The organism is Bacteroides sp. MSB163 (assembly GCF_036416795.1).
GTDB lineage: Bacteria > Bacteroidota > Bacteroidia > Bacteroidales > Bacteroidaceae > Bacteroides > Bacteroides maternus.
Genome location: NZ_CP143867.1, coordinates 419,773 through 443,566 on the forward strand (window position 1 = coordinate 419,773; position 23,794 = coordinate 443,566).

Below are 23,794 nucleotides of genomic sequence, written 5' to 3' on the forward strand. Positions count from 1 at the left end.
TAACTATAACTGTATCTCAAAAACCGGAGAATAATTATACTTAGCCTGTATACCTTCACCCAGATCTTTGGGCAGTGCACCGATACGGAAGAAGTACTTCTGTCCGGCTTTCAACTTCTTACCTTCGTCAGAGTTCAAGTCTAATGTCAATGTAAAGACTTTATTCGCATTCCGGCTATTATTCTCAAAATTGATATCATCGCCTTCAATATTAGCCGTTACATGTGCCAGATTGAAAGAGTTGGACGGATTCTGATCCGATTGAGCAAACAGGGCCACCTTTTCGGCTTTACCTGTTCTGTGACCATACTGTAATTTAAAGGTGGCAACAATAGCGTTATTCTCTTTCTTCACAACGGGCTCTTTGATACGGATATTCGGAATCACCCTGAAATCAAGCTTATTTTCTCCTTTGTCGAAACGATATCCTTTAATCGTATCCAGCTTCACAAAGTTGCCATTATTCATAATGACATCATAAGTACCGGAGAAAACAAGATTATTTCTGTATTCCCCATTCAGCATGAGCTTCCATTGCTGCACCTTGCGGATAGCATATCCATACTCTATAACCTGCACACAAGCTGCATCACCACTGGTACCTATTTCCTGCTGAATCAACTCTTCTGTTTCGGCATCAATTACCGCACCATATACTTGTGCATCCGGACCATCAAAATTATCCAGTTCGCAGCTTACCATGAAGACCGCCGCACTGATTCCGGCTATTATATATTTAATCTTTCTCATATTCTGTACTAATTTAAAAGTTAAGGATTCTGAATCATCTGGTTAATGGCATTGCGTGGTACATCTTCATAGTATTCGGAGATTGAATAGCTATTGGGACCATTCAGACTTGCTCCCATAGTGGTTTTACGCACAAATATCAGGGAAGGATTCGTATCACGCAAATCAAGCATAGGCACCAAAATGTCATGAGAGAAATTATTCATCAATGTATGCAGCACTCTCCAACGACGCAAATCCCAGATACGGATATTCTCAAAAGCGAGCTCCACAAAGCGTTCGTTTCTCACATTCTCTCTCGTTAATTCTATTTCATTGGTATGTGCGGCTCTCTTACGAATATCGTTCAACGCTTTTGCTGCAATAGTCTTATCCCCCAACTCGCTTTCGCAGACTGCTTCTGCATAATTCAGCAACACTTCCGCATAGCGGAATACAATATAATCCAACGTCGTCTTATGATATTGCGCCGGCATGCTTTCACTGATCATCTTTCTCATGAGGAAACCAGACATGGAATGAGTTCCGTCTCCCGACCAGAAACCGGACACCTGATGCTTTTCACCTCCTAAAGAATAGTAAGTCTTACCGTCTTTTCCAGTCACTGTAGTCGGAACACGATACAGTTCTGTTCCATCCGGTTGAATCACACCGCCTTGCATCACAATCTTAGTCCCTTTCCATTCGGTACCGGGAAGTATGATGGAAGCCCACAGACGAGCATCTTTCGCTTTTTTCTCATCTCCATAAGCGATGCCATTAAACAAATCATAAGGGGTATCCCTATTTACTTTGATATAATCAGTATAGCCAGTATCAAAACCTGCATTGGAATAATTGTCATTGACACGAGTCTTGACCTTTGCATCCGAACGGATACCTGGCAGGTCCGTATAATCTTCATAAGCATCTACCAAATTAAGAGCTGGAGACATTTTGCCCTGTCCCTGTGTCTGGTAAGGCTCGATAAAGTAATTTAAACTACTGGCAAACTCAGATCCTTCTTTTACAATACCTTTAATAAAAATAGCCTCTCCGTCTGTTTGGTTCGGATTAACAAAGATACTACGATAGTTCTCCTCCGCTTCCTTCGGATTGGCAGGATTCGGTTTATACAGTTTATGGTCCGATTCTGTCATAATGGCCAGGGAAGCATCAATGCAATGTTGATAGAAATAGGCTGCATTTTCGGGTTTCATTCCGGCTAAGCCTTTTGTCACAGCCTCTCCTTCCATCGGCGCCAGTTCTCCGAATTTGGCAATAGAAGCAGCATACAAAGCGGCACGAGATTTTAAAGCCAATGCTGCCCATCTGGTTGCCCGTCTGTCCGAACGCTCTTTGGGAAGTTGTGCTGCTGCAAGATCACATTGCTGCATTACATAATCCCATGTATCATACTCTGTGCTGCGTGGAACCACCAAAGCTCCCGGATTGGCCGGATCATACTCCTGCAATTCCTTGATCAGCGGTACTCCACCGAATTTTTCTGCCAGGTAGAAATATACATAAGCAGTCATGAAAGCAGCCTCCCCTTCCAGTTCTTTCTTTTCACTGTCACGAATATCCAGTGTAGGGATGATGCTTTTCAGCAAATTGATACTACGAAGCGTTTCATAGCCATGATTAAAATAATCCGCACGAATAACGTATCCCGGTGATTGCTCACCCCACTGGCTTTGTACAGCTTCCTCACAGATGTTGGCATACCATAATAAACCGATATTTCCTGTCGGATTATTGAAACCTCCTGCTCCGCTGGTACCCGGCATAAACATGTAATCCTCAATAGGCAAATCGCGATAAATAGTTGCCATAAAAGCTTTTGCCCCATTAGGGTTATTAAACAGCTCATTGGGGGTGATCTTGTTATTAGGCTCAATGTCCAGCAAGTCCGTACATGCCGTAAACACAGCTGATAGACCGATAACCAAATAATATTTTATATTTTTCATATCTAACGTTTTTTATATTAGAAGCTAACATTTACACCGAAGTTGATAGAAGACGATAACGGATAATTCATCATACGATTATCCTGACCGGCTGTTTTCTCCGGATCCAGCTTCAAATCCTTCTTCAAATAAGAGTCACAGAATGTGAAGATGTTATAAGCATTTACATAAACACGCAGGTTTTGCAAGCCTACATGACTGGCCCAACGTTGAGGTAACGTATAACCGACTTCAAGACTCTTCAGACGAAGATAGCTTCCATCCACCGTATTGCGGTCTGTCTCCTGTGCATTGTTCCCCATCGGATTGTAGTTGGCCACACGGGCTGCCGGGAATCTTCCCGGAATCCAGTTGCCGTTTGCATCAAACGGATCTTCACGATGCCATCTGTCATACAGATAAGCAGATGAATTACCTTCCCAAGGTGCATAATTGTGCAGGTTGTCGGGGATCTGGATAGAATAACAGGCTGCTCCCTGGAATAAAGCCATGAAATCGAACCATTTCCATTCAGCTGTCAGAGTGACGCCATAATTCAGAGCCGGCATATTCAATCCATAATACTTAGGCTTCATGTCATTGCCATCGATGTATCCATCACCATTTACATCTTGCAGATAATAGTCTCCTGGAAGAATCATGGTGTTACCTCTATCACCGCTTTGCACAGGCGCATTATAAATCTGATCATAGTTCTGGAATTGCCCAGCTGTTGTATACCCCCAGCCGATGCCACTCCAACGTCCTTCGGTAGCGGATTTCCAAACATCCCAACTACTTTCGTATTCACCATGTATCTGGCGGGTCATCTTACTGCGGGCAAAGTTGAAGTTTCCTTGTACACCGTATGAAACCTGACCGATCTTGTTCCGGTGCCCCAAGGTAAACTCAATACCTTCGGTGCGGTCGGCATTCAGATTCTCTTCCGGCAGGGAAGCTCCGAATGTGTTGGTCAGTTGGCTGCCTCTGGTAGCCAGCAGCCCATCTCTGTCACGACGATAGACATCAAATGTGAAGTCCAACAAGCCGTCCCACAAGGTTATATCCACACCAAGGTCATAAGTACGTGTCGTAATCCAGGTCAGGTTCTTATTGATAAGTGACGGAGTCAGTACTCCATTGGTTTGTGTACCGTCAACGAACTCATACCCCTTTGATCCCATTGTAAAGCCTTCTATGAACTGGAATTCATTACCGGCATCAATACCGGTTTCTCCATAACTGGCTCTTATCTTCAAGTTACTGACAAACGGTATATTATCCTTAATAAAAGATTCCTCGGACATTCTCCAGCCTGCACTGACAACCGGGAAAAATCCCCAACGACTCCCCGGAGCATAACGATAAGAACCATTATAACGGAAAGCACCTTCCAACAGATATTTGCCTTGGTAGTCATAATTCAGGCGCCCTAGATAAGAGATGTTTGCCGTCTCTCCATAGCCGCCAGAATTCTGGATGTTCGTTTGAGAGCCTAAGTCAAGAATAGGTTTAGAGTAAATCTCATACTCGCGGGTAGCAGAAACATTATCATTCCAGCCATGATTCATTTCGTACATAGCCATCAAAGAAATGTTATGGTCGCGCGCAATAGTAGTACTATAAGACAATTGTGCTTGAATATTGAGATTATTACCATTATTCATATTCACATACAAACTGCTCGGGTCATTAATTGTCTTTGATACATCATACGATTCATTCTGCGAATTATAACTGTACAACTGGTAGAGCTTTCTCTCATGCGAAGTACGGTTATCACTGGCATCATACGAAGTCATTAATTTAGCTTTTAATCCCTTTACCCAAGGAACATCATAGGTCAATGTGGCAGTTGACTGTAAACTACGTCCTCTACTGGTATTCATACCGGTGAGATCACCATTCATTGCTGCCACTGGATTGTCCAGGAAAGGATAAGCTGCATTGTAGTATTCGGAATTGTTATTGGCATACACTCCGGATGTCGGTCTCATCAATGTAGATTTAAACAGTAAGTCAAAGACTCCCTGAATAGGGGTATTCGTCACGTCATATCTTCCGGAAACATTAACTTCCGCTTTAAGATACTTAGACAACTGGGCTGTAAAATTACTACGCATAGTATATCTTTCGTAATTGAAATCGCCTCCTCGTGTCAAGTCACCATCGTGAGCATAACCGAAACTAGCATAATAGGTCATCTTATCACTACCACCTTCGATAGAAAGAGTATGTTGCTGGCTACCTGCACTTTTTTTGAATACAGCATCCAACCAGTCAGTACTTTCATAGCCAGGATCACCGGCTTGCCATTTGGCTAGTTCTTCAGGAGTGGTAGTAGGTCCGGTACCTGCATTCATTGACAATTCATTGGAAATCTCCGCATATTGGGCAGCATTCATAACCTTCATCATGGAAGTGGGGAAAATAGCCGTGAATGAACCGTTGTAATTAAAGCGAGCTTTACCTTTTCTTCCTTTTTTAGTGGTAATAATCACAACTCCATTAGCTGCATTCATACCATAGATTGCCGCAGCACCATCTTTTAGTACAGAAATGTTTTCAATATCTTCCGGATTCAAGCGCTGAAATTCAGAACCACCGTCACCACTATCGCGGACAACGCCATCGATTACATACAGCGGACTACCAAAACCACGAATTTGTACCATAGAGCTGAACGAACCAGGTTGACCGTCCTGCTGACGGATCTGCACACCGGCAATCTTTCCCTGCAAGCTCTGAGCCACACTCGTGCTTTTGGTCGTCAGCACTTTGTCACCACTAAGAGTAGAAATAGCCCCAGTCAGTGTCTGTTTCTTCTGGGTACCATATCCCACAACTACAACTTCGCCCAAAACGGCTTCATCTTCCTTTAACACCACTCTTACTGAGTTTTCGGCTCCTACTCTGACTTCCTGAGTCTGAAAACCAATATAGGATATCTGAAGAACAGCGTTCTTCTCAAGATTTTGTAGTACAAATTCACCCGACATATCTGCCACGGCATTCTTATTATTGTCTCCTTTCACTACAACAGTCGCACCAACCAGCGGATTCCCTTCCTGGTCTATCACCTGTCCTTTAAACTGTGCATGTTGCGCATATACCATTGTGGTACAGAGTAACATGATACATCCCAACAAGGTACGTGCTAAATGATTCATGTGTTTTATCATATAAAAAAAGATTTCTAACTTTACAATTACATAAAAGATTTCTAAATGTTACGTTTCCAACTTTTCTCAGTGGATACATTCTTGGGGTCATTTAATCTTTTCTTTTAACATAGGCATTTTCTTTTAGGGGTTAACATTCTTATTTTATTGTTACGTAACGAAAGTCATGTTTATCCGCCTCCGAAAGTACCGGGGCTTCCAAACGATTGTCAATAATGCGATCCCAATACGGACTCAGATCCAACGTTTTTCCCTCTTCCACCACAAACTCTTTAATTTCGATTTCTCTCTTTTCGGAAGTAGGAAGTCCCGCAGGCTCCGATATCACTTTATTGAAACTGATCCGCTCTTTACCATATTTCTTCGTTATTTTGAAAGTAATGGATTTCTTCTGAGGATCAGCAGTTACTACTCCCCAAAAGTTAGGATAAAACAAAGGGATGCTGATTACTTTATCATCGGCCACTACAGGAGCCAGACGCAATTCTTTTCGGGGAATGTTAACGCCTGCACCAGCCAATACATCTGTAGAGAACCAAGTTACCGGAGCTGTCATATAAGTAATGTCACTGGGGTTCCACAAGTTTTGAGTCCATGTCCATCCTTTACGCAGATGTACTAATTGGATGTGTTTCATAATGTCCATGGCATCTTCATAAAATCCCGCCTGCATACCGGCCAAAGCAGTATAACTTTCCAGATAGAAGGGCCAGCATTGTGATCCCCTATTATCAATGCCCCGGTTCTGATTGATATCCCACACTTTATTAGCGTAATAATCAGGAGACTTGGAAAGGGAAATCTTGCATTGAGATATCATAGATGCCTTCACTATATCCATAGGATACACGTCTCCCCATCCGCAGTAACGGCTCAGGAACTGACCTGCCAACTGGCCCGTAAACAATACATTATCTAGTCTTTTGGAGCCATCCGGTTCACAGCCGTAGGCAAAGAAACGTCCGTTCCACAACTTCTCAAGAACCTCTTTCTGAGAGGTAGCAAACTGTTGTTGCGCCTGTTTCACGATGCTTTCATCTCCAATAGCTTTTCCTATAGCTTCGTAAGCCTTGAGTGTAGTCAGCCATACACCTGCATAGTAAGAATACAAAGGAGGATGAGTAAAATCATCGTACGTAGTAGGACCTACAGGTATTGTACTGCCTTGGGGCATACGACTATATAAGAACTTCATGGCTCTTTTAACTCCCGTAAGATGCGCTTTCAAGTACTCTGTATCACCAGTCTGCTCATAGTCTTTAACAAGTTGTATGATCCAGCCGGAAGTATTGTCCAACATCCAACCCTTTTCCGTTGGCACACGACCACCTACAGTACCCATACCTACATAGTAATGTCCGATGAAATGAAGTATATAACCTTCCGGATCCATTGCATCTGCAAAAATATCCATCTCCGAACGATCCAGTTGAGTGAAAAATTTCTGGTAAAAAGGATGTGAACTCAGACGTTGATCCATTGTTCCGGCAAAACCACCCATAGCTCCCTCATTAACCATAACATCACCTCCTTTAGTAAGTACCATATTGGTGTAAATGACATATCCACTATTAATAAGCTTAAACTTATACCAGTCAGGAAGGCTACTCTCAAGAACCGGGATCTGCCACTCCGTAGTCTGTCGGGCAATTCTTGCCCTATTGGATACAGCATAGCTCACCAGAGAATTCATACTATTAAAATAATTATGATAGTATTTATTGTAGTCAGCCCCACAAGGCCAGTAGCTACCGATAGGAAGGGCTGCCGCATCAATCTGCAGTTCAGGAGCATACCATGCCAGCATAAAACGAATTGTTTTCTTTTGACCCGCTTTCAACTGTGTCTTAACAGCCAGTGCAGAAGCAGAAGAAGTTTGAGATTGCTCCGTCAGTACATTTTTGGTTAGTGAAGAAGTGAATTCTCCATTATTTCTAAACTGATCCCATGCTTCAGAATTCGAACGATAAGCTGGAAGATAAAATACATTCTTTTCTTCTTCCACTGCAATCACCACTTGATTCACATAGTTCTGAAAAGTCAATTTGCGAGGTTGTAAGTTATCTGCAGCATATTGTATCAGTCCTTTCAGACTCCCCATCTGATAAGGTTCTACATAGGTTTTAGCTTTCTCACGCAACGGCCAGTTTTCTCCATTATTTATATTAGCTCTACCTTCGCTCAATAACTGACCATTATCAAAACCTTCCAAGCTCTTCGGATCATTAAACAACCCGATAAAATCTTCCCAGGAAAAGGCTAATGCAGCTTCCATGTCCTCCTGAAATATGAGATCAACCTCAAACCATACTACCGGCAAAGAGGAATCTTTCACATTGTGCGGCACCAATCCTGAATAGGCACGAATTACAGGGGTTACTTTCAAATTATTATCCGCATAACTTAATTCTGCTGTAGGAAATAATCCTCTATATTGAGTATGTTCTACTCCCTTCATTCCATACAAAACATGATTATCCCTAACCAGACGAACAGCTTCTTTTTCATTTCCCTTCCGTGTCCATAAAGAGAAGAATGAATGCTCCGAACGTTTAATAGGAGTATGAATATTATTCATTCCTATCCTGGTGAATTTGCCACTTGGAGCGAAATTTATATTGCCTACTCCAATACCACCCAAGGGCACTCCGCTTACGTCTTCATGATCTTTTAATGAAAGGTAAGTATAGTTGGTTTCTCCACCTAAAACTCCACTTTGAAGACTGAACTTGGTATTGGCTTCATCGACACCATAATTGTTCTGATTTTCTTCTTGTCCATACAGTGCAAACATTCCTGCAAGGCAAAAGGCTAAAGAGACAAAGGTTCTTTTACTCATACATGTGTTTTTTAAGATTAATAATAGAAGTTATGAATCTACTTCTGCTTTCGTTAGCGTTCGAGTGCAAAAATAGATGCTGATAGATTACAATAGCGGTTACATTAGGGTTAATCGAGGGTTAATTTTGAGAGGTATTTTATTAATTACCCGATTAATTTAAGAAAATCTATGCTCTATGGCATAAAGTTACAGACATAAAAAGATTGCCTCTAAATATAGAAACTTATAAATTGGAAACAGTCCTTTTTTTCTGATTATTGAAAACTTGTCCTTAAGTCATTGTGTATGATATCAGAGTAAGAATATGAATAGTTATTACCCATACTTTTATTATATTCTGCAATATACAGATAATATTTCTTCATTGCCTGATCTTCCTTCTTCAGCTTATGGCAGGCATTCAGCATATACCACAAAGCCGTATCATTCAATGAATCTACTCTCAGCCAGATTTCAGCCAATTGAACAACCTGCTCATACGCAGCTTTCATATATAGATTATTCAACTCAATCGTCAACATCTCATGCAATTCATATTCTTGTTCGCTCTTAAAGGAATCAAACATAGAGTCGTCAATAGACTTTAAGAATTTCCCTCGCGACAAAATTCCGATCAGTGATTGGCTGACTTCCTGAGATGCATCACTTTGCCGGATTTTATTCATTTGTTCAAGATATTGTTGATAATCGCAATAGAAAGCCTCTGACAATTGGATAGAATAGCGACTATTAGTATACACCAATTCAATACCTTCTAAATCATCCAGTATTTTTCTTAATCGATTTATTGTTACGCCCTTCAAATTTTTGGCACTACTCAATTCTTTTTCAGGCCATAACAGCCCATAAATATAATTCGAGGTAATGCCTTCCTTATTACCTAAACCATTCAGGAAAGTAAGTAAGAACAGCTGCTTTATCTTGGAACTAAATAGATGAGTGATATCTCTTCCTTTTTTATCTATTATAGTGAATTCCCCAAACAGATACAAAGCATTTGCCTGTGATGACTTTCTATTTTCAACCTGAGTGAAAGTTTCACGAATAGGTGTGGCTTTAGGCATCAGTTGTTTCTCCTTCTTCCTTTTCAAATAATACGCAATGCCAATAATCAATACCAGTACAACAATCATTACAAAAATAACAGCACGCAAAGAAAGTCCTTCTTCAACAGCATATAAAAACAATGCGCTCTCTGCAATGGCAGGTGCCGACAATGAATAAAAACGCGTCACCGAAGATTCTCCGCCACGTTCATTAAATTCTTGCGTACAACAATAAAACTCCTTTGTTTCTTTATTATAATAAAGGTTTGCATTAGATAAAATGGCCTTCGACTCCATAGGAATAGAATTACCTAATACTTCATAGGAATCATTCTGCAACGAGAACTTATAAAGCTGCAAATGGGAAGAAGCTTCCTGCATAGGATAACACAACGTATAAAAAGAAGCTCCATCATCAGATAAAAGAAGGTTTCTTACCGGAACAATCTGAGTTCCATCATAAGAGAAGTCCCTCACTTTCTGCACGGTCGAATCTTTCAGATTTATCTTATAAAGATCATAATAGTATATTTTCCCGATACTCTGATCCCCACTACTATTCCCAGTGCCACCAAACAAAAGCAACTCATTAGCATTCAACGCTCCCATAGAAGAGAAAAAACGAGGGGCTACAAAATCACCTTTCAATTTAATAGTATTCCATGACTTTTGATCCAAATCATATACTTCTAATGTATTGGTATATTTCCGTGAACCAAAACCTCCAAAAATATAGAACTTATTATGAATAGTATCCAGATAAGAAGAATGGTGGTGTCGCTGTGAAGGCAAAAATTTATCATCAACCTTTTCCACTTCTCCTGTAAGTACATTCAAAGCACAAATGGTACAAACATCCGCATGATTATCCACTTCATAGATATAAACAGAATGAGAATCCGGATAGAAAAAGTTTGTTCCCAAATACATCTTCATCGGTAGGGGTTGATGCTTATACCCTTCCCAGATATTACGGCGGATATCCAGGGTATACAGAGAGTCACTATTAAAATAGACAAAATTGCCAGATTTGGAATCATAATTATACCCCGCCGTACTTTCAGAAGCCTGCGAATGAAGCAGATTCCAATAATAAGATTTATTTATTAACCAGATTGGGTTAATTGCTTTTCCTCTGATCTTTCCTTGTTTATCATGAACAAGAATACCGGAACTTTCATTCAAAGGAAAATTGATTTGTTGATCCATGTCGGAAATTACTAAATTCCGTATTGCAAAAGAAGGAATTTCTTCAGAAAACTTACTACTTCCGAACATGATGGTAGGAGTCAATTCTCCGGATAAGCCTAATTTTCCTGATTGATATTGTCGCTTATCAATAGTAAGGCATACAGAATCTTCTTTTAAAAAAAAGGAGATTTCTATGGGTATCCAACGCCAAGGGCCAAGTGTTTTATTACATAGAGTATCTATAATAAGACATTCTTTTGCCTCAATATTAAACTTTAGATAACTCCGTTCGTCATTGTCATAAGAGAAAACAAAACTGTAAATATCTGCATTTTCACGCTTCAGATCTTTTAATCGGAATATATAACCGAAAGATCCATAATCCTGAATAGCCAAATCATAAGATATAGAGAAATGACCTTTAAAGGTCAAAGGATTTTCATCAAAAACAGAATAGCTTGTCTTTTGTATAGTTTCAGATTCATAAGTATTAAATTCAAGACCTTGAGCATTAGCTCGCAAGCATAAAAAACAAAGTAGCAATATGAAAGATCCTATATATCTCATTATCATTTCCTTGTCATGTAGTTACTTATTTATTAACCAGACAAATATATAACTTAAAAACCGGACTCATGAAACATAAGCCCGGTTTTAACAAAAATGTATTCTTATCTTTAATTCGCCATCTCAGAAATAAACTTAATACGAACCAACCTTACTTCTTCTTCCGTGAAATCATCACCCAGTTCATCAAGTGCGTCATCTATCTTGTCAGTAGTAGATTCCTTGAAATAATCATAGATATCCAACATGTGGTCTTCGTCCATAATCTCATCCAGGAAGTAATCAATATTCAACTTCGTACCAGAATAAACAATCGCCTCGATTTCGTCCAGTAAATCACCAAACTCAATGCCTTTGGAAAGTGCGATATCATCCAATGCCACCTTACGGTCTACAGCCTGAATAATAGCCACTTTCATCTTGGATTTATTAGCAACCGTACGAACACGTAAGTCTTCAGGGCGTTCGATTTCATTCTCTTCACAGTGACGTTTTATCAGCTTGCAAAACTCCTCACCGTAGCGTTTAGCCTTACCTGCACCTACCCCAGGAATGTTTTGCAATTCATCCAGTGTCACCGGATAAATGGTTGCCATGGCTTCCAATGAAGGATCCTGGAAAATTACATAAGGCGGTACTTCCAGTTTCTTGGAAAGCTTCTTACGTAAATCCTTCAGCATGGAATAAAGAGCCGGATCGACAGCACAAGAGCCACCACCCCTTGCCGGAGCTTCTTCTTCCACTTCTTCGAAATCATTATCTTCGGTTATCTTGAACGATTTAGGATGTTTCAGGAACTTCTTTCCTTCATCCGTTACTTTCAGCAAACCGTAATTTTCCACATCTTTACTCAAGTAACCAGCAATGAGCGCCTGGCGAATGACAGCATTCCATGTTCTGTCTTCTTCTCCCATGCCGGAGCCGAAAGCCTCCAGGTCTTCATGCAGATGCGCCTGCACTTCGGTAGTTTCACGTCCTTGTATAATATCGATGATATAATCTGCCTTAAAATTTTCTTTCACCGCGAGAATAGCCTCTATCACGGTACACAATAATTCTTGAGCCTCCACTTGTTTTTTCGGGTTTAAACAGTTGTCACAATTTCCACAGTTCTCTTCCATATACTCTTCACCGAAGTAATGCAACAGCGTCTTTCGACGACATACGGAAGATTCGGCATAAGCAGCGGTTTCCAGCAGAAGCTGTTTACCGATTTCCTGCTCTGCCACAGGTTTACCTTGCATGAACTTTTCAAGTTTCTGCAAGTCTTTATTGGTATAAAAAGTAATACACTGTCCTTCGCCCCCATCTCTTCCGGCACGTCCTGTTTCCTGATAATATCCTTCCAGACTTTTCGGGATATCATAATGAATAACATAACGCACATCAGGCTTGTCAATACCCATACCAAAAGCAATGGTAGCTACAATCACATCTATTTTCTCCATCAAGAAGTCGTCTTGATTTTGCGTGCGTGTTGCAGAATCCATTCCTGCATGGTATGCGCGGGCATTAATACCATTCGCCTGTAGAATCTCAGCAAGCTCCTCCACCTTTTTCCGGCTCAAGCAATAAATAATGCCCGACTTTTCCGAATTATTCTTGATGAACTTGATGATATCTCTATCTATGTTATTGGTCTTGGGACGTACCTCATAATAGAGGTTTGGACGATTGAACGACGACTTGAACACTTCGGCATCAATCATACCCAGATTCTTCTGGATATCATGTTGCACTTTAGGGGTCGCAGTCGCAGTTAGAGCAATCACCGGAGCTTTTCCGATTTCATTGATAATAGGGCGGATACGACGATATTCCGGGCGGAAGTCATGTCCCCATTCAGAGATACAGTGGGCCTCGTCTACAGCATAGAAGGAAATCTTCACTGTCTTCAGAAACTCTACATTTTCCTCTTTCGTCAGCGATTCGGGAGCTACATACAGTAACTTTGTCTTACCGCTGAGGATGTCAGACTTCACCTGATCTATCGCACCTTTATTAAGAGAAGAGTTGATAAAATGGGCAATACCATCTTCTTCACTGAAGTTACGCATCGCATCGACTTGGTTCTTCATTAGGGCAATCAACGGAGAAATCACAATACCCGTACCTTCCATCATTAATGACGGTAACTGGTAGCATAGTGATTTTCCTCCACCTGTAGGCATCAGCACAAATGTATCGTTACCTGCCAACAGATTTTGTATGATAGCCTCCTGATTTCCTTTAAATGTGTCAAATCCGAAGTACTTCTTCAGCTGGTCTGTCAAATTAATCTTCTTCCCTGCCATGATTCATTAGGTTGTTTTTTGAGTGATTGTTTAACATCTCGGTTAGCTATTCTTTTTGTAAGAACTCTAACAAAGTTATAAACAACTTCTTAAATTTCAAGCATAATCCAATGAATATTTTTCAATAAAAAACAAAATAGTCGGTTTCGTGTACCCTTACCATTTGATTTTAAGCAGTTTGCAGTTTTGCAATGTTTGCTTTTTCAAGCTGGTGTTTAGCATAATCCAACGTCACTTCAAAGTGATCCTTGTGTTCGGACGGGATTTCGAACATAGCATCCATCATAATGGTTTCCACAATGGATCGCAATCCACGAGCTCCCAACTTGTATTCTACAGCTTTATCTACGATGTACTCAAAGACAGTCGCCTCGAATGTCAGTTCCACATTATCCATCTCAAACAGTTTAACATATTGTTTTATAATGGAGTTCTTAGGTTCGGTCAGGATAGAGCGCAAAGCGGCACGATCCAACGGATTCAAATAAGTCAGCACCGGCAGACGACCGATGATTTCGGGTATCAGACCGAATGACTTTAAATCCTGAGGAGCAATATATTGCATCATATTGCTTTTATCAATTACCGCTGTGTTACGCACTGCACTATAGCCCACCACATGTGTATTCAGACGCTGAGCAATCTTCTTCTCAATGCCATCGAATGCTCCACCGCAAATAAAAAGAATATTCTTTGTGTTCACCGGAATCATCTTCTGATCGGGATGCTTGCGTCCACCCTGGGGCGGAACGTTCACAACAGAACCTTCCAGCAATTTCAGTAAACCTTGTTGAACACCCTCTCCACTTACATCACGTGTAATGGAAGGATTATCTCCCTTACGGGCAATCTTATCAATTTCATCAATGAACACAATACCCTGCTCAGCTTCGGGAACATTGTAATCTGCCACCTGAAGCAGGCGGGTCAGAATACTTTCAATGTCTTCGCCCACATATCCAGCCTCAGTAAGCACTGTAGCATCTACAATAGTAAAAGGTACGTGAAGCAATTTAGCAATGGTACGTGCAAGCAGCGTCTTTCCCGTTCCGGTACTACCTACCATGATGATATTAGACTTTTCAATTTCCACATCATCACCGCCGTCTTTTTGCAACAGGCGTTTATAGTGATTGTATACCGACACGGAAAGGAAACGTTTTGCATCATCCTGTCCAATGACGTATTGATCAAGGAATTCTTTTATTTCTAAAGGTTTCGGAAGTTCCCTCAGGTTCAGTTTCGTTGCAGCGCCACTCCTTTTTGCTCCACCCAGCGCCTCCTGAGTGATCTCATAGGCCTGAGTGGCACAACTATCACAAATGTAGCCGTTCATTCCCGTAATCAGAAATCCGACTTCATCTTCCGTACGCCCACAGAAACTACACCTATTTTTGTTTCTTTTTGAGTCTGCCATATTTATTTTTTAATCAACACTTCATCTACCATGCCATACTCTTTGGCTTCCTGCGCCGTCATCCAGTAGTCACGATCAGAGTCTGCCCAAACTTTATCGAAAGGAGTATGAGAGTGGTCAGCAATAATAGTATACAGTTCCTTTTTCAGCTTCTGAATTTCACGTGCCGTGATTTCAATATCCGAAGCCTGTCCCTGTGCACCACCCATTGGCTGATGTATCATTACACGAGAGTGGGTCAGCGCCGAACGCTTGCCTTCTGCACCTGCCACCAGCAACACTGCAGCCATACTTGCTGCCATACCTGTACAGATAGTAGCCACATCGCTCGTGATAAACTGCATTGTATCATAGATACCCAATCCCGCATATACGGAACCACCCGGTGAATTAATATAAATAGAAATATCTTTACCCGGTTCTACCGAATCCAGATACAGTAACTGCGCCTGTAAAGTATTAGCGGTATAATCGTCAACCTGTGTACCAAGGAAAATGATGCGATCCATCATCAAGCGGGAGAAAACGTCCAACTGGGTTACATTGAGTTGACGTTCTTCCAGGATATAAGGATTTAAATACCCGGCTTGTGATTTAATCACATCGTCCAACACCAAGCTATTCATACCTAAATGCTTGGTAGCGTATTTTCTAAAATCATCCATATTACTTTCTTTTTTAGGTTTAGTAAATTGAAATGCAAAGAAACAAAAAAGAACACAGAGACACAAAAAAACACAGAGTTATATGATATAAGACTCTGTGTTTCTTAATGTTTTTAAACTGTTTTCAGAATAAAAAAGCTTATTCAAACATCTTATTGAATTCTTCTGCAGAAATTGTTTTGTTTTCCAGCGTCACCTGAGACTTCAAAGCAGAAGCCAATTTAGTTTCAACAACACGGTTTACCAAACCTTCAACGCTTTCTTTCTTCTTCAGCATTTCTTTTGCATAGTTTTCCAGAAGATCTTCAGGAACACTCATCATACCATATTGTGCGAACTGTGCACGGGTAGCTTCCTTAGCCATATTGACTACATCTTCCTGTTCAACCTTGATATCGTTAGCTTTCACCAACTGTTCCTTGATCAGGTGCCATGTCAGTTCTTCGATACTCTTATCATAGTTGTCTTCTACAAATTTCTCGTCTTTGTCCTGGTTATTCATGCGCATGATGCGTTTCAGCAATGCATCAGGGAATTCCAACTTGCCAACTTTCTCCATCAACATCTTACGAGCGTCGATCAGAAATTTATAATCAGTGTCTGCTACAAACTGATTAGCAATTACTTCTTTTACTTTAGCACGGAATTCTTCTTCAGTCTTCACAACATCTTTACCACATACCTGGTCGAAAATTTCCTGAGTCAGTTCACCTGCTACAAAACGAGTCACTTCTTCTACCTGATAACTGAAGTTAGATTTCATCTCAGCGGCTTCTTCTTTATCGATCTTCAACAAAGAAGACAGTTCAGCTGCATTACCATCCCATGCAGTATAAGGATTGAATACGAGTACATCATTTACTTTTGCATTGGCAAAGATAGCTTTTTGCTCATCATTCTTCATGTAAGACGGCATCATTACAGCTGCTTCTACCTGAATGCCACCTTCTTTAGTATTGCCGTTTTCATCCAATTCAGCCAGCAATCCCTTCAGCATATCGTTATCTTCGTAAACGTCCACTTGTTCGTACTTACCATTACGTTGTGTGTAAGCCTTCACCTGATTGTTTACCATATCTTCGGTAACGTCAATCAAATAATACTCAACTTTATCTTTAGCGCTTACTTCAGCTTTGAATTCAGGTGCCAGAGCAATATCGAAAAGGAATTCGAATTCTTCCATAGTATCGAAGTCAATATCCGGTTGCTTATCTTCATTTGGCAGCGGTTCGCCGAGAATAGATACATTATTATCTTGAATATACTTATATACAGCTTCTGAAAGTGCCTTGTTTACTTCTTCAGCAATAACAGATTTGCCATACATTTTCTTCACCAGACTCATTGGCACCATCCCCGGACGGAATCCCGGAACCTGAGCTTTCTGACGAAGATTTTTCAATGATTTATCAACTTTTTCCTGATAATCGGCTTTCTCAAGCTTCACAGTAAGCAGAGCGCTTACTTTGTCAATGTTTTGTAATGAAACGTTCATTCTGACAATTATTTATTTGATTTATACTTTGTTCCAATCTCAAATGAGGGTGCAAAATTAGCGTTATTCTTTCAATTATCAAAAAAACATTGCTGAATTATTTCTTTATAACAAAAGGAGAGATTAGTTATCACTAAATCATACTCCCTGTATTGTTTAATGAAAACATAATTATGATTATTCCCCATAAACTACAGATCGTAATTATATTAGGCATTTAGCTTCAGAATCGGAATAAAAAGCAAAAAAACAGAAAGAAAATATGGAAAATCCGAAATAATTATGTTTCTTTGTTGCGGAATGGTAATACATTAGTTCTTAGATTTTCAGTACATGGTTTTTACTTCCGTTTTTCATGAAACGCTTTTGTAAACTCTCTGTTGTTGTGATCCTTTTATTATAGTTACCCTTCCAAGAGAGTTTTATTCATTTATTTATTTTACATTTTCATTATGAACATTTACGTAGGAAACCTTAACTACAAAGTTAGGGAATCAGACCTCCAAAAGGTCATGGAAGATTACGGTGCTGTAACCGCAGTCAAATTTATTAAAGATCGCGAAACCGGTCGTTTCAGAGGTATCGCATTTGTAGAAATGGAAGATGCAGCAGCTGCAGCTAAAGCTATTGAAGAACTCGATGGAGCCGAATATTTTGGCCGTAACATGGTAGTTAAAGAAGCAAGACCTCCGAAATACTAATTATACAGGAGAAAAGAAAACAAGTCCGCCTGCACCCTTTCAGAAAGAGAGCAGGCGGACTTTGTTTTTAGTGATTAGGAATAGATGATTAATGTTGCACTAATCACTTACCCCTAATCACTATTTCATAAAGTCTTTGCGACGCAGCACAAAGCTATTACTCAGGTATTTTTCACGCACAATTTTATTTTCTGCTAATTCTTCCGGTGTCCCCTGGAACAAGATTTTACCTTCAAACAACAAATAAGCACGGTCAGTAATACTTAATGTTTCCTGCACGTTATGGTCAGTAATCAAAATACCAATATTTTTATCTTTCAGCTTCCACACAATCTGCTGAATATCCTCTACCGCAATCGGATCAACTCCTGCAAAAGGTTCATCGAGCATGATAAACTTAGGATCAATAGCAAGACAGCGAGCAATCTCCGTACGGCGGCGCTCACCACCCGAAAGTTGATTACCCTTATTCTTACGCACTTTCTGCAAACGAAACTCCGCAATCAGACTTTCCAGTTTTTCTTTCTGATATTCCAAAGGCTTATCTGTCATTTCAAGTACCGAAGCAATATTATCTTCCACACTCATTTGGCGGAATACGGATGCTTCCTGTGCCAGATATCCGATTCCGGTTTGCGCACGCTTGTACACCGGATATTTCGTAATATCCAGATCATCCAGAAAGATACGTCCCTCATTCGGCGTAATCAATCCAACGGTCATATAGAATGAAGTCGTTTTACCGGCACCGTTCGGTCCCAGCAAACCTACAATCTCTCCCTGCTTCACATCTATGGAGACGTGGCTCACTACTGTACGTTTACCGTACTTTTTCACCAAGTCTTCGGTGCGAAGCACCATTTTACTTTCTTCCATATTCTTTCAGTTACAAACTGTCAAAACCACAAGTGACAAGCTTGTCACTCACACATTTTGCGGCAAATGTAGCAATTATCAGCTGAAAATGGGCTATATTTGCAGACAAAATAGTTAAGAGTCATGATAAAAGCACTTAAAACTGTCGGAAGATACATCATGTTGATGGGGCGTACTTTTGCCCGACCAGAGCGTATGCGTATGTTCTTCCGTCAATACATTAACGAAATGGGGCAACTCGGCGTGAACTCTATCGGCATTGTGTTGCTGATTTCGTTCTTTATCGGCGCTGTTATCACCATACAAATCAAGCTAAATATCGAAAGCCCGTTTATGCCGCGTTGGACGGTAGGCTATGTGACGCGTGAAATCATGCTATTGGAATTCTCTTCCTCCATCATGTGCCTGATATTAGCGGGAAAAGTAGGTTCCAATATCGCTTCAGAGCTGGGAACCATGCGAGTGACACAACAGATCGACGCACTGGAGATCATGGGAGTTAATTCAGCCAATTACCTGATATTACCCAAAATTTTTGCCATGGTCACCACCATCCCTTTCCTGGTGACGTTCAGTATCTTTGCCGGTATCATCGGAGCCTTTGCCACATGTTGGTTCGGTGGCATCATGTCGGCGGTAGATCTGGAATACGGTTTACAATACATGTTTGTGGAATGGTTCATCTGGTGCGGTATTATCAAATCATTGTTTTTCGCTTTTATCATTGCCAGTGTATCGGCCTTTTTCGGTTATACCGTCGAAGGCGGTTCTATAGAGGTAGGCAAAGCCTCTACGGACTCTGTGGTATGCAGCAGCGTACTTATCTTATTTGCCGACTTAATATTAACTAAACTCTTAATGGGATGATTGAACTGAAAGGACTTTGGAAATCATTTGAAGGCAGGGATGTATTGAAGGATATCAACGCCACTTTTGAGAACGGAAAAACGAATCTCATCATCGGACAAAGTGGTTCAGGGAAAACAGTACTGATGAAATGTATTGTCGGACTACTGACGCCGGAACGTGGTGAATTATTATACGATAACCGAAATTTCCTCGCCATGGGCAAGAAGGAAAAGAAAGCATTGCGCCGAGAAATGGGAATGATTTTCCAAAGTGCAGCATTGTTCGATTCCATGACTGTATTGGATAATGTGATGTTTCCATTAAACATGTTCAGTAACGATACATTCCGCGACCGTACCCGCCGTGCTATGTTCTGCCTGGACCGCGTGAATCTGGCAGAAGCAAAGGACAAATTTCCGGGAGAGATCAGTGGTGGTATGCAAAAGCGCGTCGCCATTGCCCGTGCCATTGCTCTGAATCCTCAATACCTGTTCTGCGACGAACCAAACTCTGGTCTGGACCCAAAGACGTCGCTCGTCATTGACGAACTGGTACACGACATCACGCATGAATATAATATGACCACCCTCATCAATACTCATGATATGAACTCTGTTATGGGAATAGGTGAGAAAATTATCTATATCTACGACGGATATAAAGAATGGGAAGGCAGTAAGGATGATATCTTCACCTCTAGCAACAAGAAATTGAATGACTTCATCTTTGCATCCGATCTCTTCCGTAAAGTAAAGGAATTGGAAGTACAAAACATAGAGGGATAAGCCGCTTAATCTCATCCATCTGTCATAAATAAGAGCGTCCGGAGATATCCCCGGACGCTTTTTTCTCATAAAACCAGTTAATAGAATTGACATATATCCTCACGACATACTTTGATTGTCCCTATATCTTCATGAGAAAACATGAAGAACAATTTCAATTACGCAACAAAGATAACCAAAATATATCAATAAAAAATCACGGAAAACCGTTACTTATTGAATTTTCTATAAATCAATCCAGCTTTATCCATCCTTGTGAAACAGCCTTGACTACCATATCTATTGCATTTTTCGCCCCAAATTTACTAATAAGCCTCTTGCGAAATGTTTCTACAGTATTTTCTGAAATTTTTAATAGCACAGCAATCTCATGCGTATTCATTCCTTTGGCTACAGCTTCCAGAACATCGCGTTCGCGCCGTGTCGGAGCATCTTTGGGTTGTAAACCTGATGATGAAGAATTTAACTTTTGCAATATAGAAGCAAAACGAGGACAAGTATAGCTCTCTCCCCTCAGCACACTGCGAATAGCTACCACCAGTTCTGCATGAGCTGAAGATTTCAGAATAACCGCATTTACTCCGCATTGCACTAATCGGTTCACCATCCATATCTCCTCATGCATCGTATTTACAACAATCCTTGCCTGGTCATTCAACTCACGAATTTTGGCAATCAATTCAAAACCTGAAATATCGGGAATACTGATATCCAGAATATATACATCATAATCACGCTCTTCAATCAACTTTATAGCCTGCTTTCCAGAAGTCACTGCATCTGCTACTATTACTTCCGGCATCTTATTCACAATTTTGCAAATACCTTCTAAAATCAGGCTATGGTCATCCACTACCAATAATTCCGCTTTCACATTCTTTTCCATTGCTCGATTAGATTATTACATTTACTCTCAGCCGGGTTCCTTCACCCGGAGCAGAAGTCAGTTCAACTTTAGCACCAATCGTTTCAGCCCGTTGCCAGATGGTATGCAAGCCAATACCTTTGGTTTTCTTGCTCATATCAAACCCTTTTCCGTCGTCTGTAACAAGTATGGAAAGGTTCTTGTTTTCCAGTGCTAACTTCACCTGTATACGGGCAGAGCTGGCATATTTCACTGCATTGCTCACCGCTTCCTGAACAATACGATAACATTCAAATCCAACAGCTTTAGGAATTATGTTCCAGTCGACATTTTCTGTAGAGTGATACTCCGCATATATATCCTCCGGTAATGCCAAATGCAGCACATAGTCTCCCAACATCTCGTCGAGCGTAGCATACTGGAAAGCGGGTGGCATCAACTCATGCGAAAGAGTTCTCAACCTCTCGCGCGTATTGCTCAATAGTCCCAACTGTTCACTCAAATCCGAACTTTCCTCACCGGAAATAGTACGAATATTCATTTCAAGCGCAAGCAAACTGTTACACACATCATCGTGTAATTCAGTCGCCATACGTTCACGCTCACTCTCCAAACCATCAATGTATTTTCGTGTCAAGCGCTGCTCAGTCTCTTTCTGAAGTTCCAGAAACTCACGTTCTTTTTCATTAGCGGCATTAGCCAACACAGCGATCCTTGCCCTTTGGCGTTGACGTGCATAGAGAGAACCTAATAATAGAATTCCCAACAGTGAAATTACTGATCCTACAATGATACGGTGACGCAACATATACGTCTCCTGCTCCAACTGTTCCCGCCTCAAAGTAACGATCTCCAGTTCTTTCTCTTTCGTCTGATATTTTACTGAATACTCAGATAGCTGTTCGGTCTGTTCAGTATGAAAGGCTGAATCACGCAGCGCATAGGCTTGGGTCAGATACTCATAGGCCTGAGATGAGTTGTTCGTAGCCAGATAGCAATCTGCCAACCGCTTATAATGTTCATAATCACGGGTATCCTTGTAGCCACTACGGAGCATATCGATTATTCTCCGATAATAAACAATGGCTTCCGCATAATTTTTACTCTCTTGCAATAAACCCGCCTTCGCCTGATAATATCGGAACCGTTCCGTATCAGTTTGCATTTCATGTGCCAGCTTATCAAGCTTTTGCAAATAACGCATTGCCTGGTTCAGATTTCCATCCATCCGATAGGCATTCACCAAATAATTATAAGCATCGCACAATAGTCGTCTGTCATTCACTTCTTCCAAAATAGGTATGGCTTTCAATAATGTAACAATTCCCTCCGCACGCATTTGCACCAATCGGGTCTGAATAGCTCCCAAATTGACATAACATGTACCTATCCTTCGTTTATTACCTGTCTTCAAAGCATATTCCACGGCTTTCTCAGAAAAAGGAATCGCATCTCCCGGACGATTCCAATCACAATAAGCCGTTGCTATATTTCCATATATAAAAGCAACTGCATTATGATTTCCACGTAACTCACATAAATGGAGTGCCTGTTCAAAGTTGGCAATGCAATTCTCTAAATCCTTTTTCCGACGATAGATAGTACCTAACTGATTCAAATTTTCAATTAACATGACTGTATCTTTATCAGCAGCAGAACGCTCGCTGGCACGGATAGTATAAACTAGAGCAGAATCCGTCTTCCCTTCAAAAAGAAACGAGCTGGCATAATTTGTCAACATGGTACGGCATGCCTCTCCTGCCTCCGATAAATCCTCTCCGGCTTCCAACCCTTTACGAAAATAGTAACGTGCGGAATCATAACGAGCATCCACATTATAATAATACCCCATATCACAACAAGACTGGCTTATTGCAAATTTCAACCCCGCTTTTTCAGCCAGAGCAATAGCTCTCCGCTTTAAGGCATATCCCCGCTGGAAATCTCCCTTGATGAAGTGTCCCTCACTTGCCCAAATATAATATTCTACGAGTTGTTCCGGCTTCTTGCTTTTCGTAGCCAACTGATGAATAGAATCTGCATATAAAAGAAGTAATTCAGGATTTTCTTCCGTTTGGTAGAGATATTTACAAACTCCGACATAGCCCTCCATATCTCTGCTTTGGGCAGCCTTTTGTTGAAGTACACGTAAATCCGACTCATCCGCAGCCCATAGCATACCTATGGACAGGAACAAGCAACATCCCAATAACCACCCGTAGCGTTTCATCTAATCCTTTTTTTCTGTTACCTAAGCAAAAATAAATATTATATTCATACTAACCTATTTTTTGTTTGCATTTCACTGATAAAACACAAAAAACCGCCCGATTTATAA

At 40.8% G+C, this 23,794-nt stretch carries 15 protein-coding genes; 3 read left to right on the forward strand and 12 right to left on the reverse strand.

Annotated elements, in window-relative coordinates:
• Positions 1 to 3: 3 nt before the first annotated feature.
• The 9 genes from VYM24_RS01475 to tig form a co-directional block, all read right to left on the reverse strand.
• A complete protein-coding gene (locus VYM24_RS01475; RefSeq protein WP_217716198.1) occupies positions 4 to 750 on the reverse strand; it encodes a DUF3823 domain-containing protein in 747 nt (248 codons plus the stop codon).
• Between the two features lie 20 nt (positions 751 to 770).
• A complete protein-coding gene (locus VYM24_RS01480) occupies positions 771 to 2,702 on the reverse strand; it encodes a RagB/SusD family nutrient uptake outer membrane protein (protein ID WP_330941292.1) in 1,932 nt (643 codons plus the stop codon).
• Positions 2,703 to 2,719: 17 nt separating this feature from the next.
• Positions 2,720 to 5,851 (reverse strand): SusC/RagA family TonB-linked outer membrane protein, encoded by a 3,132-nt coding sequence (locus tag VYM24_RS01485; protein WP_330941293.1) that lies wholly within the window; start codon positions 5,849 to 5,851, stop codon positions 2,720 to 2,722.
• Between the two features lie 151 nt (positions 5,852 to 6,002).
• Positions 6,003 to 8,702: a GH116 family glycosyl-hydrolase gene (locus tag VYM24_RS01490; protein WP_330941294.1), complete on the reverse strand. Its 2,700-nt coding sequence runs from the start codon at positions 8,700 to 8,702 to the stop codon at positions 6,003 to 6,005.
• A gap of 257 nt (positions 8,703 to 8,959) precedes the next feature.
• Positions 8,960 to 11,374 carry a Kelch repeat-containing protein gene (locus VYM24_RS01495; RefSeq protein ID WP_330941295.1) on the reverse strand — a complete coding sequence of 805 codons (2,415 nt, stop codon included), beginning with the start codon at positions 11,372 to 11,374 and terminating at the stop codon, positions 8,960 to 8,962.
• A 245-nt stretch (positions 11,375 to 11,619) separates the two neighbouring features.
• Entirely contained in the window at positions 11,620 to 13,803 is a 2,184-nt protein-coding gene (gene recQ, locus VYM24_RS01500) for a DNA helicase RecQ (protein ID WP_007210216.1), read from the reverse strand.
• Positions 13,804 to 13,972: 169 nt separating this feature from the next.
• A complete protein-coding gene (gene clpX / locus VYM24_RS01505) occupies positions 13,973 to 15,220 on the reverse strand; it encodes an ATP-dependent Clp protease ATP-binding subunit ClpX (RefSeq protein WP_007218710.1) in 1,248 nt (415 codons plus the stop codon).
• A 2-nt stretch (positions 15,221 to 15,222) separates the two neighbouring features.
• Positions 15,223 to 15,885 (reverse strand): ATP-dependent Clp endopeptidase proteolytic subunit ClpP, encoded by a 663-nt coding sequence (clpP, locus tag VYM24_RS01510; protein ID WP_007210214.1) that lies wholly within the window; start codon positions 15,883 to 15,885, stop codon positions 15,223 to 15,225.
• Between the two features lie 139 nt (positions 15,886 to 16,024).
• On the reverse strand, positions 16,025 to 17,380 hold the full coding sequence (gene tig, locus VYM24_RS01515; protein WP_299092190.1) for a trigger factor: 1,356 nt from the start codon (positions 17,378 to 17,380) through the stop codon (positions 16,025 to 16,027).
• Positions 17,381 to 17,832: 452 nt separating this feature from the next.
• Between tig and VYM24_RS01520 the strand changes: the two genes are divergently transcribed.
• Positions 17,833 to 18,081 (forward strand): RNA recognition motif domain-containing protein, encoded by a 249-nt coding sequence (locus tag VYM24_RS01520; protein ID WP_007210212.1) that lies wholly within the window; start codon positions 17,833 to 17,835, stop codon positions 18,079 to 18,081.
• Positions 18,082 to 18,201: 120 nt separating this feature from the next.
• On the opposite strand, the gene lptB is transcribed toward VYM24_RS01520, so the two are convergent.
• Positions 18,202 to 18,957 (reverse strand): LPS export ABC transporter ATP-binding protein, encoded by a 756-nt coding sequence (gene lptB / locus VYM24_RS01525; protein ID WP_007218708.1) that lies wholly within the window; start codon positions 18,955 to 18,957, stop codon positions 18,202 to 18,204.
• A 123-nt stretch (positions 18,958 to 19,080) separates the two neighbouring features.
• On the opposite strand from lptB, the gene VYM24_RS01530 reads away from it, so the two are divergent.
• Both VYM24_RS01530 and VYM24_RS01535 read left to right on the forward strand, forming a co-directional pair.
• Positions 19,081 to 19,824 (forward strand): MlaE family ABC transporter permease, encoded by a 744-nt coding sequence (locus tag VYM24_RS01530; protein ID WP_007210210.1) that lies wholly within the window; start codon positions 19,081 to 19,083, stop codon positions 19,822 to 19,824.
• The gene (locus VYM24_RS01535; protein WP_291553333.1) at positions 19,821 to 20,591 is read left to right on the forward strand and encodes an ABC transporter ATP-binding protein; all 771 of its coding nucleotides are present in this window, start codon (positions 19,821 to 19,823) and stop codon (positions 20,589 to 20,591) included. The genes VYM24_RS01530 and VYM24_RS01535 overlap by 4 nt, the downstream gene beginning before the upstream one ends.
• A 232-nt stretch (positions 20,592 to 20,823) precedes the next feature.
• Here the strand turns inward: VYM24_RS01535 and VYM24_RS01540 are convergent, their stop codons facing one another.
• Together VYM24_RS01540 and VYM24_RS01545 are read right to left on the reverse strand one after the other, a co-directional pair.
• Positions 20,824 to 21,477, reverse strand: a complete 654-nt coding sequence (locus VYM24_RS01540; RefSeq protein ID WP_330941296.1) for a response regulator transcription factor — start codon at positions 21,475 to 21,477, stop codon at positions 20,824 to 20,826.
• Positions 21,478 to 21,484: 7 nt separating this feature from the next.
• On the reverse strand, positions 21,485 to 23,686 hold the full coding sequence (locus VYM24_RS01545; protein WP_330941297.1) for an ATP-binding protein: 2,202 nt from the start codon (positions 23,684 to 23,686) through the stop codon (positions 21,485 to 21,487).
• Positions 23,687 to 23,794: the final 108 nt, after the last annotated feature.

What these genes read in the sequence shown, in the direction of transcription:
- VYM24_RS01475 (WP_217716198.1), bottom strand. Translation starts at nt 750, where the DNA reads ATGAGAAAGATTAAATATATAATAGCCGGAATCAGTGCGGCGGTCTTC.
- VYM24_RS01480 (WP_330941292.1), bottom strand. Translation starts at nt 2,702, where the DNA reads ATGAAAAATATAAAATATTATTTGGTTATCGGTCTATCAGCTGTGTTT.
- VYM24_RS01485 (WP_330941293.1), bottom strand. Translation starts at nt 5,851, where the DNA reads ATGAATCATTTAGCACGTACCTTGTTGGGATGTATCATGTTACTCTGT.
- VYM24_RS01490 (WP_330941294.1), bottom strand. Translation starts at nt 8,702, where the DNA reads ATGAGTAAAAGAACCTTTGTCTCTTTAGCCTTTTGCCTTGCAGGAATG.
- recQ (WP_007210216.1), bottom strand. Translation starts at nt 13,803, where the DNA reads ATGGCAGGGAAGAAGATTAATTTGACAGACCAGCTGAAGAAGTACTTC.
- clpX (WP_007218710.1), bottom strand. Translation starts at nt 15,220, where the DNA reads ATGGCAGACTCAAAAAGAAACAAAAATAGGTGTAGTTTCTGTGGGCGT.
- clpP (WP_007210214.1), bottom strand. Translation starts at nt 15,885, where the DNA reads ATGGATGATTTTAGAAAATACGCTACCAAGCATTTAGGTATGAATAGC.
- tig (WP_299092190.1), bottom strand. Translation starts at nt 17,380, where the DNA reads ATGAACGTTTCATTACAAAACATTGACAAAGTAAGCGCTCTGCTTACT.
- VYM24_RS01520 (WP_007210212.1), top strand. Translation starts at nt 17,833, where the DNA reads ATGAACATTTACGTAGGAAACCTTAACTACAAAGTTAGGGAATCAGAC.
- lptB (WP_007218708.1), bottom strand. Translation starts at nt 18,957, where the DNA reads ATGGAAGAAAGTAAAATGGTGCTTCGCACCGAAGACTTGGTGAAAAAG.
- VYM24_RS01530 (WP_007210210.1), top strand. Translation starts at nt 19,081, where the DNA reads ATGATAAAAGCACTTAAAACTGTCGGAAGATACATCATGTTGATGGGG.
- VYM24_RS01535 (WP_291553333.1), top strand. Translation starts at nt 19,821, where the DNA reads ATGATTGAACTGAAAGGACTTTGGAAATCATTTGAAGGCAGGGATGTA.
- VYM24_RS01540 (WP_330941296.1), bottom strand. Translation starts at nt 21,477, where the DNA reads ATGGAAAAGAATGTGAAAGCGGAATTATTGGTAGTGGATGACCATAGC.
- VYM24_RS01545 (WP_330941297.1), bottom strand. Translation starts at nt 23,686, where the DNA reads ATGAAACGCTACGGGTGGTTATTGGGATGTTGCTTGTTCCTGTCCATA.